The organism is Bradyrhizobium sp. URHD0069 (genome assembly GCF_000701345.1).
In the GTDB taxonomy this organism is placed as follows: Bacteria; Pseudomonadota; Alphaproteobacteria; order Rhizobiales; family Xanthobacteraceae; genus Bradyrhizobium.
The window spans coordinates 133,264-147,470 of sequence record NZ_JNIJ01000014.1; the positions used below are offsets into that span (position 1 = coordinate 133,264).

Here is a 14,207-nt window from a genome sequence, read left to right on the forward strand (position 1 = left end):
GTCATTTGTTTCTAGCGTTGCGACCACCGAAACTCTCGAGGAGTGGTACCAAGCATATGACGAAAATGACGCGCTAAATGACCTTGGTCGAAAAAGCCCACGGTGAACGCAATTTCCGCTAACGAGAGATCCGTCTGGACCAGCATCTCCTGGGCGCGTTCGACTCGCTTTTGCGTGAGGTAGACATGCGGCGTCACCCCGGCGGATTGCCTAAATTGTCGCGCAAAATGATGCACCGATAGTCCGGCGACTCGAGCCAGCATCGACAGATCGATACTTTCGTCCAAATGCACTTCCACGTATTCCCGCAACCGACGCATCGCGCCGGGTGACAATCCGCCATGTGCCTGCGGTGCTGGCGGCAGCATCGAAATATCAATCGAGCCCAGGCGCGGGCGCGTGTGCAGGTTGCAGTTCGTTGGAGTGCTCGAGGCACTCACAAGGTGATCGGGTGGAGTCACGAGCGCGGGCCGACTGTCATTGCTGCCGGCGATCAACAATCGCGCAGAGATATCGCTCCGGTCCCGGCGCCGGAAGAGGTCGACATCTCGCTCGAAGATCGACCACAAGCTGGTACCCGCCCGGAGCCCGCGGTCATCGAGCATGAGGGACGTGCGAGCGGCCCGATTTGCGCCGACAATGCGTTGGTTGTTGTCAATCGCCAGGAGCATGCCTGGAGCGTCTCGCTCCGGCGGCGCTACCGCGACGATCCACTCTCGACGGAACTGCTCACGAAAAAATCGCTCTTCTATCGCGTGCGCCGATCGTATTGTGAGCGCGCCAGTCAGCGCGTGCGCTCGTTCGGAGAGCTCAGGATCGATGGCGGAGACGTCCAAGACTGCTATCAGTCGGCCGTCCACCCCGAACACCGGCGCGCCAGAGCAGCTCAAGTTAATGTGTCTGGACCTAAAATGCTGGCTCCTGTGAACAGTGACGGGCCGCTCCTCGACGATGCAGGTGCCGATGCCGTTTGTGCCCTCCACCTCCTCGGACCACACCCCGCCGAGCCAAGTTCCCCAATACTCGAACTGGCTTGCCCGCGCATCATCACCGCGATGCGCGACTGCGACGCCCGAGCTATCACAGAGCAAGATGGTGTATCCAGCCTCACGAACCACCTTGTACAATTCATCCATCTCCTCTTGGGCACTGAAGATGAGCTTACCCAGCGGTTCGCGAAGCTGTTTCAGTTCGGAAGACGTGAGGATGCGTGGCGCCTTGCTATCGAGTGGATCGAGGCGGTATTTTTTTGCTGATCTTTGCCACGAGCTTGATACCGCTTGTATCCCCGGCGGAAGCGTCGCCCCCTCGGCAACCGAACAAACGTGTTCAGCGTGCCCCGCGATGGTGTCGAGCGAGCTTGCAGAGCGCTCCAAGTGTCTCATCACCGCACCTGGTCTACGATGGACGCGCTCCTAGCGACGGCGCGCCGTCCAATTTCCGAGCGTGGCCAACGCGCAGTCGCGACGAACGGCGCCGCAGCTTTTCGAAGACCGCGGACACCCAAAAAGGCGTCTAAGCGGTATCAAGGTAACCCACGCGGAGTTCCCCGCAATCGCCGCAGGGGGCAACTGACGGAGCTGTTTTCGCCTTTTAGCACAGTGCGCGCAAATTGGTGATCCCGAAGTAGCCCGCCTTGCCGGATTTGGACAATTGACCCGTCCCTGACAGGCGCAGCAGGGCGAAATTCCACGCAAAAAAAGCAAAGGCCTCCGGGCCGGATCAAGTCCCTCCAAGAGGGGCTTGATCATTCGTAGGATGCTCACGCCATCGGACAGGCCTTCGGTTGTGCTCCGGTCCGAACATGCAAAGTGCAAAGGAGAGCACTATGATCGACACGGGACATCTGGGCGTCGCGCCAGACGATACTGAAAGAGAAGCCTTGCGCGAGGCGCAGGTCGATCTGGCGCGCGTCGAGCGCATCACAACGATGGGACGGTTCACCGACCCGCGCTCTGGGTTGGATGCTATTCTCCGCGCAGCCCCCGTCCCGGCTGTGACGATCAGCATTGGGGCTAGTCCGGCGAGGGAGGTGACCTTGTCTCGCAAAGGTGCGAAGAGCCGAACGCGAAGTCGCAAGCTTCACTTGACCGAAGCGAAGGCGCGGGTTGGTAGAGCTCGGAAGACTCGGGCCGATCTCGAACAGCAGCTCAGAGCATGCAGGCGGGAGATCGCTCACGCGCGTGAGCGCGTTGCCGAGGCGACGAAGCAGCAAACTGCCACCTCCAAGATGCTGCGCATCATCTCCGATTCGCCGCTTCAGTCGGTGCTGGACGCGGTGGCCGAACATGCCGCACGCCTGTGCGACTCGAACAATGCGGAGATCTACCGCCTGGAGAACAACCTTCTTCGGCTGGTAGCTTCATACGGGGAAATACCGGTGCATATTCAAGCCCGTGAGGGATTTCCCGCAAATCGCGACAGGGTGATAGGACGAGCCATATGTGATCGGCGGTCGGTTCATGTCCACGATCTCGCCGCAGAGGATAGCGAATACCCGGCGGGCAGCAGTGACGCAAAACGCCAGGGCCATCGCACCACGCTCGGAACACCGTTGCTGCGCGAGCGGACCCCCATTGGAGTAATTCTGTTCCGGCGATGGGAGGTCCGACCATTCTCCGACAACCAGATCGCGCTTCTCGAGTCCTTCGCCGACCATGCGGCGATCGCGATCGAAAACGTGCGCCTGTTCGAAGCCGAGAAGCAACACACGTTGGCGCTTGCGCAGGCGAACCGCGATCTCGCAGAACGCGAAGCGAGGATTCGGCGCCTGGTCGATTCCAACATCATCGGCATCTTTATCGGGGATTCGCGGGGGCGGATCATCGAAGCCAATGATGCCTTTCTCGAGATGCTGGGCTACGGCCATGATGACGTTAACTCCGGTCGGATGCGTTGGACGAAACTGACGCCCACTGAGTGGGCCCCCGCCGACGAGGATGCGTTGGCTCAGCTGAGCCGGACCGGAACCTGCAGACCTTACGAGAAGGAGTATTGCCGCAAAGACGGCAGTCGCGTCCCGGTTCTGGTCGGCGGCGCATTTTTCGAGAGAAAGACAGACGAGGGGGTCGTCTTCGTCATCGACATGAGCGACCGCAAGCGCGCCGAGGAAGCATTGCGGGAAAGCGAAGCGAAGTTCAGCGACTATGCCGCAACCGCTTCCGATTGGCTGTGGGAAATCGGTCCGGACTACAAATTTACGCTGTTGACCGAGAATGCGTTTCATTCGAATCCGGCGGATCGAATCGGCACGTTGTGTTGGGATCACGCTCGCGACATTGAAACCGAACCGGAGAAGTGGCGGCTTGTTTGGGCAACTCTCGATTCACGCAAGCCGTTCCACAACTTCGTATATTGCTCCGTGGACGGTACCGGCTCTCCAATGTACGTGAAGGTTAGCGGCAAGCCAGTGTTTGACGCCAATGGAGAATTCCGCGGTTATCGCGGCACCGGCACCGACGTGACAGCGATCATACGCGGGCAACAAGCAGAGGCATCGTTGCGGACAGTAGAAGCAGAAGCTCGCGAAAGCGAGCAGCGATACCGAAAGGCACAACTGGAGCTCGCGCACGCCAACCGCGTCGCGACGGTGGGCCAGTTGACGGCCTCGATCACCCATGAGGTGAACCAGCCGATTACAGCGGCAGTCACATACGCGTTAGCCGCTCGGCGCTGGCTAAACGCGGAGCCGCCAAATTTTCGCGAGGTGGATGACGCGCTCTCTCTTATTGTCAGGGAGGGTAATCGCGCAGGCGAGGTCGTCGGGCGAATCCGCGCGCTCATTAAGAGGGCGCCCGCACGAAAGGACGCCGTAGCGATCAACGATGCCATCCTTGAGGTTATTGCTCTCACCCGTACGGAGGCCGCAAACAATAGCATCTTGGTGCGGACGCAGTTGGCGGAGGGCTTGCCGCGTGTCGAGGGAGATCGGGTCCAGCTGCAACAGGTACTACTTAACTTGATCATCAACGCTATCGAATCGATGCGCGACGTCGGCGAAGAAGAGCGGGAATTGCTCATCAGCACCCGTAACGAACCGGATGGCGTGTCAGTCGAGGTGCGAGATTCGGGTCCAGGCTTCGCGCCGGCGGCTTTTGAGCGCGTGTTCGAGGCGTTCTACACCACGAAACCGGGCGGTTTGGGGCTTGGGCTGTCGATCTGCCGTTCGATTATCGAAGCGCATAACGGACGATTGTGGGCGAGCCCTAACGTGCCGCGTGGCGCTATCTTTGGCTTCATTGCGCCTGCTCATCCGACCGCCGCATCGTGAGTGAAGTGCCGCTTCGGATCGAAGACGTCGCAGACGTCGAGTCTAGCAGGCACCCTGACCTTCTAGGGTGAGACTCAATGGGACCATTGCGATAGATGCAGGCTGAGCGTCTGCGCTAGGCAACGCGACCTGGGTTACGCGGCTTTGTCGGCGTCAGTTGCAATTGGTCGGCCATGCGCGCCAAGTCAGGCAAGGACGATGCCCGCATCTTGCGCATTACTTGGCCCCGATGAACTTTTACCGTGATTTCGCTTACGCCGAGGTCGGCTGCGATCTGCTTGTTTAACCGCCCGCTCACCACGAACGCCATGACCTCGCGCTCCCGCGGCGTCAAAGTCTCGAAACGAACTTTCAGCTCTGCCATAGCTCGTTCCTGCTCAAGCCGCGCTCGATCACGGGCATGACCGAGCTGAATCGCGTCAAGCAAATCCTGCTCTCGGAATGGCTTTGTCAGGAATTCAATCGCGCCACCCTTCATCGCCTGCACCGACATTGGAATGTCACCATGTCCGGTGATGAAGATGATTGGCAGCTGTCTTTTGGCACCTGCTAGTTCGCGCTGCAGTTCGAGTCCGCTCTGGCCGGGAAGCCGCACGTCAAGCACCAGGCAAGCGGGTCCTTCTGGCCGATCTGCCTTGAGAAATTCGCTCACGGAACCGAGTAGGCTGACCCGAAAGCCGGCCGATCGAAGCAGCCTGCCTAGTGAGTCCCGCACTCCCGGATCATCGTCGATGACTATCACTGTTGGCGGTTGCTCTACCACATGTTCCTCGTTGACATGCGCACTAGCGTACCGGTCCGGACATGGAGCATAGCGAGATTATCGCGTGGACGATAGAGGGAACCATTAGCCCAATTCCGCTCCGACGAATCGCAGCCATCGGCGAACTGGCCGGTTGAAGTCGGCCCAGGGTTTTGCGTCAGGCGCCAGCTGCCGACCAAGGTCGAACCGACTAGAGCTGGCAGCGCACAACCTTCGTATAGTGCGCACATTCCCATTTGGTACTCGATCTTTCCGATAGTTCAATAGTGAGCGCCAATGCGTGCCGTTATGGTGAAGTTCTCCTCCCTCGAGGCCGATCACTCCCTGCGGCCTCCCTTGCCCCTCCAGCGCGGTCCAAGCTGGAGGGGCTCTCGTGAGTTAACAGGGGTTAGGGTGTTATCAGGTCGATGCCTGTGACGCAGCTTGCTCCATGGACCACAAAATTTCTGGCCTCCGAAGCCAATCGTTGAGTTCCTATACATTTGTATAATCGAAGCACGTAGCGGTTGCGCCTAGGTTGAACAAGAAAGAATCTCGCGGACGACATCCGTTCTTCCAAACGCTGCTCGCGGTTACCGGTCTTGCCAAGTGCCAAATAGCGGACCAATAATTGCCATAGTCGATGACGACGAAGCGGTTGGAAACGCAATCGAAGTTTTAATGCGTTCGATGGGGTTGGTCGCCCAGGCATTTTCGTCCGGAGAGGAGTTCTTGCGCTCACCCGAACTGAGCCGCACCGGCTGCTTGGTTGTCGACTTCGACATGCCCAATATGAGCGGCCTTGATCTGCACAACAATTTGTCTCGATTGGGCAAAGAGATTCCCACCGTACTGATAACTGCGTATCCGAGCGATGAGATTCGTGCCCGTGCACTTCAGGCTGGGGTCATCTGCTATCTGCCCAAGCCGTTCGATGAGAGCGGCCTCCTGAATTGTATTCAGGCCGCGCTAGATCGCGCAAAGGGAAATAGTGGCGCGCCTTAGATTGCCCACGTTGCGTCAACGGCCACTAGGCCCGCGACAGGTCGCCTCCGCTGGCCGCCGGCGATGCAACTCAATTCACATCGGCATCGCAGATGGCGCGAACATAAGACCTGTCCGCTATCTGCTGGTTGATCTTTGTGCAACCGAGTTCAGCGACTGGACGCGCAGCGCGGGACGGTCGTGCCGACGCATGCTGCTCGTGCCATCATTGGTCGCAGCGGCGCGGTGTTCGGCCCAACCCTCCGCGTTGAGAGTGATTGAGATATACCAAGGTTTAATTCGTCCTTTCCAAAGGCTGGGGAAAACCTACGAGCTTCGTTGTGGCCAACTTTACGCGTGCACAATTGCGGCATCTGCCGACCGACGGTAGGCAGGGGGGCGGGAAATCCATCATTTTGGCTGACACATGTCTGGCGCCGCGGTTCATAGGAAGCTGAGGTTCGGCCCTTTCGAACTTTCGATTGGCGAGAGGGTGCTCCGGCGCGACGGTGTGGTGCTTCCCCTCGGCGGTCGGGCGCTGGATATTTTGATCTATCTTGCCGACCACCCGGGTGAGGTCATCGCGAAGCAGGAGCTCATTGATCACGTCTGGTCGGACGTAACCGTCGAGGAGGGGAGCCTCCGAGTCCACGTGGCCGCAATCCGCAAGGCGCTTGGTGACGGCCAATTTGGCAACCGATACATCGCAAACGTCAAGGCACGGGGCTACTCGTTCGTCGGCACCGTCGTCCCTCTCGCCGGCGGTACGGAGAGCAGGAACGGTAAGTTCCGGCACCAAGGCAGGCTCCCCGTGCGACCGCGTATGATGATTGACCGCGAATCGGTGATCGGCGAGGTCAACGACAAGCTTCGAGATGGGCGGTTTGTAACACTGCTCGGCCCCGGCGGCATCGGCAAGACGACCATTGCCTTCGCTGTTGGTCGCGCCGCCGCCGAGGAGTTTGGCGGGGAAGTCTATTTTGTTGACCTGGAAGGCCTTACCGATCCGCGCCATGTTGCGGGGGCTGTCGCGACATCCTTGGGACTTGCACTCAAATCGAAAGATGCCAGCCTGGAACTGGTCGACCTCGTTGGTTCGCGAAAGCTTCTTATCATTCTCGATAGCTGTGAGCACGTGATCGAGGCGGTCGCTTCGGTGGCCGAGCAACTCTACCGGGAAACGGCAAAGGTCCATCTTCTGGCCACCAGCCGAGAATGTCTGAAAGTAGAGGGCGAGCGTTGTTGCCGGGTTCTTCCCCTCGATTTTCCACCAGACGGCTCAGAGCAAACGGCAAAAGCCGTGCTTCGATATCCGGCAGCGCAGTTGTTTGTGCAGCGCGTGGCGGCGAGAGCGGGAAGTTTTGCTCTCACCGACGAGGAGGCGCCGTTTGTCGCGGAAATGTGCCGAAAACTCGATGGTCTACCGTTGGCAATCGAGTTGGCGGCGGGTCAAGTGGCCGCACTCGGTGTCAAGTGCACTGTTGCGCGCCTGCTATCTCGGCTGGAATTGCTGAGACTAAGCCATCGGACGGCCGTTCCCAGACACCGGACCCTTAAGGCGACATTGGATTGGAGCTACAATCTGCTGTCTGACGGAGAGAGGATTGTTCTTCGACGCATTGCTCCTTTCGTCGGCCATTTCACCCTTGAGGGCGCGCGGTATGTCGCAGGCGAACTCGGCGTAGGCACCGGAGAAATTTTTGACGCGATAGCCGGCCTGGTCGAAAAGTCGTTGATCGTAACTCGGCTTGACGACGGTCAGCAACGGTACCGGCTGCTTGACACGACGCGGGCATACGCCCTCGGAAAATTGGAGGAGCATGACGAGCTCGATGTGACCTCCGGCCGACACGCGAAATACGTTGCGGAATTTCTCGAATCGCAGAGCGAGATGATGCTGGCCTTGCCGAGAGCGAGGAGGACCGCAGCCTATTCCGACCAATTGAGCAACATCCGTGCGGCGCTCGAATGGAGCTTTGGTCCAAACGGCGACGACGAAATAGCGACGCGACTGGCCGCCGCTTCAGCACAAGTGTTTCTAGATCTATCACTACTCATCGAATGCCAGGCGTGGGCGGAACGGGCGATAGCGCGCCTTGGAACTCGAAATAAAAACTCTCGCCGGGCAATGGAAATCTATGCATCGCTACCGTTGGTATTGGTGCATCTTGAAGGTAACGATCAACACGTTCGAGCGTCTTTTTCGCGCGCGCTTGAGATTGCGACCAATCAGGGAGACCTTGCCTATGAGCTGAGACTCCTAAGCGGACTCTTTATGTATTCGCATTGGACCATGGATATCCGCGGTGCGACCGACATCGCCGCCCGGAGCAGGAAATTAGCGCTGAAGACGCGGGATCCCGATGACATGGCGCTGGCAGAAGCGATGTTGGCCGCCTCCAATCATCTGCTGGGAAATCACATCGTCGCACAACAACATTGCGATTCCGGTCTCCGCTACTCGGGATCCGGTCCGCGCTTTCGAGCCGGACAGCACCTGTTTCATTACACGAGCTTCTTGCTCGTCGGCATGGCGCGTTCTCTGCTGTATAGAGGCTTGCTCGATCGATCGCTGGAGTATGCGAAGCTCGCCATAGAGGAAGGTGAAAGATCGGGTCATCCGGCCACATTTTGCCGATCCCTGGCTCTAATCGTTCCTGTCTTTCTGACCATGGCGGACACCAAACGGTCGGATCAGTACATCGCCGAATTGAGCGATCTCTCGGCGGCGCACTCCTTGAAACCATACTGCGCCATAGCGACTGGCCTGCGAGGTCAATGGTTGCTCCTTCAAAACAATCTCCTTGATGCAATTTCATTGCTTAAGAGGGCTTTGGAGGAGCTTCACGCTCAGCGTCACGAAATGCTGAATATGGATTTCGCCTGCGATCTGGCCGCGGCTCTCATGAAGGTTGGTGAGCACGAGCAGGCGCTGAGGCTGGTCCTGAACGCGATCGATGTCCAGCAGCGCGTCGGAAAATTTCTGCACATGCCCGCCTTGTTCAGGATGAAGGGGCTTATCTTGGCGTCTCGATCGGCTGAGGATTATTTCGAAGCGAAAGGAAGTCTGATGTCGGCAATCGACTGGGCGAAACGCCAGTCCGCCACCCTATTTGAATTGAAGGCTGTGACGGACCTTGCCGAGCTATTGCTAAAGCAGGGGCGCGTGCCAGAAGCCTACAAACATCTCAGCGCGGCTCTTGATGGAATGCCAGCCGGAATTGTATCCCCCGCTCACACGCGCGCCCTGAAAATCCTCAACCAGCTCCAATCCGGCACCAGGGCGGCCGTCGGCTAGGGCGTCACCTTCGAGTACTGTGTGCTGTCTGCGCAGTCGGATTCAAGTCCTCGCATTCCGATGCAAGCCCAGATCTGCGGTTGGATGCACGTTGTGGCAGATATGGTCACAGCAAGGTTTGAATGCGATGGGCAAGCTGGTCGCGGATATCATTGTTGAAACCTTGCGGGAATGCAGGCGTCAGGCACCTGGGCTTAGCTTCACTGCGTGGTGACAAGGCCCAGGGTCTGCGCGCGTGATACCGCCTGCGCGCGCCTTTCCACACCCAGCTTGGTGAAAACGCTCTTGAGGTGCGACTTCACAGTCTCAGGACCAATATCAAGGCTCCGAGCGATTTCCTTGTTGGACAATCCTTGGGCGATCAGCTTGAGGATTTCGGTCTCACGGGCACTCAATCCGCCCAGAGCCTGGGCTCTGGAGATCGGGACGATGCGATCTTGCGGAGCCCTTCGAGAACCGGCCACGAGCCGATCGACATACGACATTAGATGCTCGCTGATGCTCCCACTCCGCTGGACCATCTGAACGAGCTCGGAGATGAGCGAACCCCCGTCCAAGATGATCTGATAGAGACCAGCGTGCGCGCATGCAGCAAGGACACGGCGAAATCGGTCCGTTGCCTCCGCGGTTTTGCCCACGCTTAGCTGAAGGGCTGAGATACGAATCTCGATTCGGATCAAGAAATAGCGATGCTGTGCTGCTTCGGTTTCTCGCTGCAGCTCCCGCAGGAACGTCATCGCCTCCTCGGGGCGGGCTCGTCGTCCTAACAATTGAGCGTAGGCTAGTTTGTGGTCCCATTGAATTTCCGACCAAGCGCAAAGCCTGGGCGCGGGGTACTTTCGCGCAAGTCGCTCCAGGCGATCGACGCACGCCGCGCCTTCATCCACGCGGCCCTCGTTGAGGTAAAGCCGCGCTTGTTCTGCTGTCGCGGCCGCCGTCAGCCTTCCCCAGCCTCGTGAGATGCCATGGTTTTCAGCCCGCTCCAGGAGCGTGTGGGCTCGCTCGAGGTTCATCCGAGCAGCAGCGACCCTAGCCATCACGAAATAGGCGCTCCGAACGCAGTCGAGCATCGCCGCAGAGTTGATCAGCGATGCGCGATCGATCACCAAAGCTTCCGCCTCGTCCAAGTGGCCTTGCTCGTACAAAATCCGTGCAATCAGACTGGCAGGCAACGCCGCTGCAACCGAGTTCGGGCCAACATACTGCTCCGCAACGCGCAACCCCTCACGGTAATGCTCCTCCGCCGCGGCGAGACGGATCTGCCGGATCTCTGCGATCCCTTGAAGGCAGCGCCGATATACCGATGCGAAGACGTTCCTCCGATCCTCCTCGAGCGAATAGGGTATCCAGGGCGTCGCGTAGAATTGCTTGAGGTCGCCAGCTTGCATGTGGCCAAAGCGAACAACATTGGAGGCGACATTGGCGGTCCACGGATCTCGAGATAGGCTGACGCAATCCTCCGCCAGAGGCAGCGCTCTTTCGCTGTCATCCTTCAGCGCGATAGCAACAGAGCGGATCGCTTGGCATTCGTGCAGCAAGTCGCTATCTGGCAAACGCGCTGCAGCGATATCGCCCTCTATGTCAGTTGCGAGCTTCAGGGCCTCATCAAAACGAAGCGCGAGTGCCAATCCCCAGGCGATGGCCAACCTGACCTCGGGCTGACCTCGCATGAGTTCATCGGGAAACTGGCGCTGCCATTCGAGCAGGGTGAAGAGATCACCTCTCTTTATCAAAGTCATTGCGCAATTCTTGATCCAGCTGATCGCACGATCAAAATCGCCGGCTGCGATCGCGTGCTGAACCGCCTCAGTCCATAATTCGTGGGAGGCATACCAACGAGCGGCACGTCCGTGCAGCTCGGGAACTTCAACGCCGCGGTCCGTCTCCAGCCTCTGTCTCAAATATTCGGCGAGCAGCGTATGATAACGAAGCCAGACACCATCATTATCGAGCGGCGTGAGCAGCATTTGGCACTGAGCAAGCGATGCCAGGATTGTGCGGCTCGAGCTCGAACCGGTTACGGCTTCGCACAAAGGGCCGGAGAGCCGATCAAGAATGGCCGTTCGTAGCATGAAGTCGACCAAATCGAGCGCAAGCCCATCCAGCATTTCCGTCAAATAGGCGGCAATTGGACGCTGCGAACCTGAGAGATTATGTACGTACTCCTTCAGGCGGAATCCGGGCTGCGAGCGCATGGATGAGATAATTCGCAGGGCGGCGGGCCACCCTTCAGTCTTGCGTTGCAACAGTTGGACGTCGGAGAGCTCCAGGACTCCAGGCCTTGTGCTGTCCAGAAAGGCTTGTGTCTCCTGCATATCAAACCGCAGGGCTACGGCATCAATCTCGACCAACTGATTCTGGGCTCGCAAGGTCGCGAGTGGCAGGGAAGGTTCGGTACGCGTCGTAAGCACCACGTGACAGTGAGACGGCGCGTGCTTCAGAAAATACGCGACCGTCTGATGGATGCGAGAAGCACTGAGCCAGTGATAGTCTTCGAGAAACAGATAAACATCATCCTCCATCTCTGCCAGATCGTTGATCAGGCTCGACAGGATCGCTGTCGGGTCGATCAGGTTGTTCTCGAGGATCAGCCCAATCGCGCCGGCGCCAACGTCCGGACAGGCATGGTGTAGGGCCTGAGATACGTAAAATAGAAACCGCGTGGCCTCGTCGTCCTCTGAATCGAGGGTTAGCCACCCAACACAGTTGCCGCTTTGCTCAAGCTTCTCGGCCCAGGCGGCCGCCAGCGAGGTCTTGCCGAAGCCCGCTGGCGCCTTGATGACGGCAAGTCGCTTAGCCCGGAGTTCGGACAAGATAGCGACGAGCCGGGGACGTGCGACCAGCCCGCCGAATTGTGCCGGCAAAATTTTGGTCGCGAGGAATGGCAGCTGTTCTCTGGCAGGCAGGGTGCCCGTTCCAATAGCAAGATTGCTCGAGCGCGACTGGATCAAGGGCTCCCCCTTATCCCCGTGAGTCCTCCCCCCCATTCGGGGGGTACCGACAGGGACGAAAGTCTACGACCTCTGCTGGCGAGAGGGAAGCGCCGGGCATGATTGGCTGCAAGCGTCCCGCCGCCGGTCGCCGCGTGCTGATCCTTTTGGGCAAAGCTGCCCGCAGAGAGACGAAGCAAGCTCATGTCTATCAGGAACGCAGGCTTGGGTTTCTCACGGATAATTGAACATCCCGGACAAGAGACCAAGTCCATGCCAAGAGCCACGGCTGACGATGATGTTCGTAGGAATCTGCAGTTTGGCCCCTTTGAGCTTTCGATTGGCGAGAGGGTGCTCCGGCGCGACGGTCACGTGCTGCCCCTTGGCGGTCGGGCGCTGGATATTTTGATCTATCTTGCCGACCGCCCGGGTGAGGTCATCGCGAAACAGGAGCTCATCGATCACGTCTGGTCGGACGTAACCGTCGAGGAGGGAAGCCTACGAGTCCACGTCGCCGCAATCCGCAAGGCGCTTGGTGACGGCCAATTTGGCAACCGATACATCGCAAACGTCAAGGCACGGGGCTACTCGTTCGTCGGCACCGTCGTCCCTCTCGCAGGCGGTACAGAGAGCAGGAACGACAGGTCCCGACAGCAAGGCAGGCTCCCGCCGCGACCGCCTATGATGATTGACCGTGAATCGGTGATCAGCGAGGTCAAGAACAAGCTTCGAGATGGGCGGTTCGTAACACTGCTTGGCCCCGGCGGCATCGGCAAGACGACCATTGCCTCCGCCGTTGGTCGCGCCGCCGCCGAGGAGTTTGGCGGGGAAGTCTATTTTATTGATTTGGAAGGCCTCACCGATCCGCGCCATGTTGCGGGGGCTGTCGCGGCATCCTTGGGACTCGCATTCAAATCGAAAGATCCCAGCCTGGAACTGGTCGACCTCGTTGCTTCGCGAAAGCTGCTTATCATTCTCGATAGCTGTGAGCACGTGATCGAGGCGGTCGCGTTGCTTGCCGAGCAACTCTACCAGGAAACGGCGCAGGTCCATCTTCTGAACACGAGTCGCGAATGTCTGAAAGTAGAGGGCGAGCGTTGCTGCCGCGTTCGTGCTCTCGAGTATCCACCAGGCGGCTCGGCGCAAACGGCAAAAGTCGTGCTTCAATACCCGGCGGTTCAACTGTTTGCACAGCGCGTGTCTGCAAGAGATGGAACTTTCGTTCTTACCAACGAGGAGGCGCCATTTGTCGCGGAAATGTGCCGAAAACTCGATGGTCTACCGTTGGCAATCGAGTTGGCGGCGGGTCAAGTGGCTGCACTCGGTGTCAAAGGCACTGTTGCACGCCTGCTATCTCGGCTGGAATTGCTGAAACTGAGCCATCGGACGACAGTTCGCAGACATCGGACTCTTGGGGCGACATTGGATTGGAGTTACGACCTGCTATCCGACATCGAAAGGATTGTCTTTAGACGCATTGCCCTTTTCGTCGGCCATTTCACCTTGGAGGCCGCGCAAGGCGTTGCTGGCGATCCAGGTTCGGGCACCTCGGATATTGTGGACGCAATCGCCGGTCTCTTTGAAAAGTCATTATTAGAAACTCGGCTTGACCAGGGACAGCCTCAGTATCGACTTCTGCACACGACGCGCGCATATGCGCTCGGAAAATTGGAGGAGCATGCCGAGCTCGATTTAATCTCCCTGCGGCACGCGCAATATGTCGCTGAACAACCTGAATCACTGAGAATAGCGCCTTTGGCTCTGCCAAAAGCCGAAAGATTCACAATCCATTCCGGACACCTAAGTAATGTTCGCGACGAACCTGCGCAGTGAGCCTAATTGCGGCGCCCGCGCTCGATGGTCTCGTTGCTGCTCGTCTCCATGCCGATCGCGGGCTTGAGCTCGCTCGCTTCGAATGCGTGCGTACACCTGGATATCGGTGAATCGCTGGCAGACGGTGGCGAATTTTGACGAACGAAGAGC

At 58.6% G+C, this 14,207-nt stretch carries 7 protein-coding genes; 4 read left to right on the top strand and 3 right to left on the bottom strand.

Going from position 1 to position 14,207, the window contains the following annotated elements:
- Window positions 1-11: 11 nt before the first annotated feature.
- Window positions 12-1,376, bottom strand: coding sequence for a helix-turn-helix domain-containing protein (locus tag N554_RS37285; RefSeq protein WP_197033515.1), 1,365 nt, complete (start codon window positions 1,374-1,376; stop codon window positions 12-14).
- Window positions 1,377-1,882: 506 nt separating this feature from the next.
- Between N554_RS37285 and N554_RS35625 the strand changes: the two genes are divergently transcribed.
- Entirely contained in the window at window positions 1,883-4,270 is a 2,388-nt protein-coding gene (locus N554_RS35625) for an ATP-binding protein (RefSeq protein WP_197033517.1), read from the top strand.
- Window positions 4,271-4,385: 115 nt separating this feature from the next.
- Here N554_RS35625 and N554_RS0109435 read toward each other — a convergent pair whose 3' ends face one another.
- Window positions 4,386-5,033, bottom strand: coding sequence for a response regulator transcription factor (locus N554_RS0109435; protein WP_029583240.1), 648 nt, complete (start codon window positions 5,031-5,033; stop codon window positions 4,386-4,388).
- A 588-nt stretch (window positions 5,034-5,621) separates the two neighbouring features.
- Between N554_RS0109435 and N554_RS0109440 the strand changes: the two genes are divergently transcribed.
- Both N554_RS0109440 and N554_RS0109445 read left to right on the top strand, forming a co-directional pair.
- Window positions 5,622-6,017 carry a response regulator transcription factor gene (locus tag N554_RS0109440; protein ID WP_029583241.1) on the top strand — a complete coding sequence of 132 codons (396 nt, stop codon included), beginning with the start codon at window positions 5,622-5,624 and terminating at the stop codon, window positions 6,015-6,017.
- 406 nt (window positions 6,018-6,423) lie between these two features.
- Entirely contained in the window at window positions 6,424-9,294 is a 2,871-nt protein-coding gene (locus N554_RS0109445; RefSeq protein WP_051677419.1) for an ATP-binding protein, read from the top strand.
- 200 nt (window positions 9,295-9,494) lie between these two features.
- On the opposite strand, the gene N554_RS0109450 is transcribed toward N554_RS0109445, so the two are convergent.
- Window positions 9,495-12,245 (bottom strand): LuxR C-terminal-related transcriptional regulator, encoded by a 2,751-nt coding sequence (locus tag N554_RS0109450; RefSeq protein ID WP_197033519.1) that lies wholly within the window; start codon window positions 12,243-12,245, stop codon window positions 9,495-9,497.
- A gap of 252 nt (window positions 12,246-12,497) precedes the next feature.
- Between N554_RS0109450 and N554_RS0109455 the strand changes: the two genes are divergently transcribed.
- The gene (locus tag N554_RS0109455; RefSeq protein ID WP_197033521.1) at window positions 12,498-14,057 is read left to right on the top strand and encodes an ATP-binding protein; all 1,560 of its coding nucleotides are present in this window, start codon (window positions 12,498-12,500) and stop codon (window positions 14,055-14,057) included.
- Window positions 14,058-14,207 lie beyond the last annotated feature (150 nt).

What these genes read in the sequence shown, in the direction of transcription:
- N554_RS0109455 (WP_197033521.1), top strand. Translation starts at nt 12,498, where the DNA reads ATGCCAAGAGCCACGGCTGACGATGATGTTCGTAGGAATCTGCAGTTT.
- N554_RS0109445 (WP_051677419.1), top strand. Translation starts at nt 6,424, where the DNA reads ATGTCTGGCGCCGCGGTTCATAGGAAGCTGAGGTTCGGCCCTTTCGAA.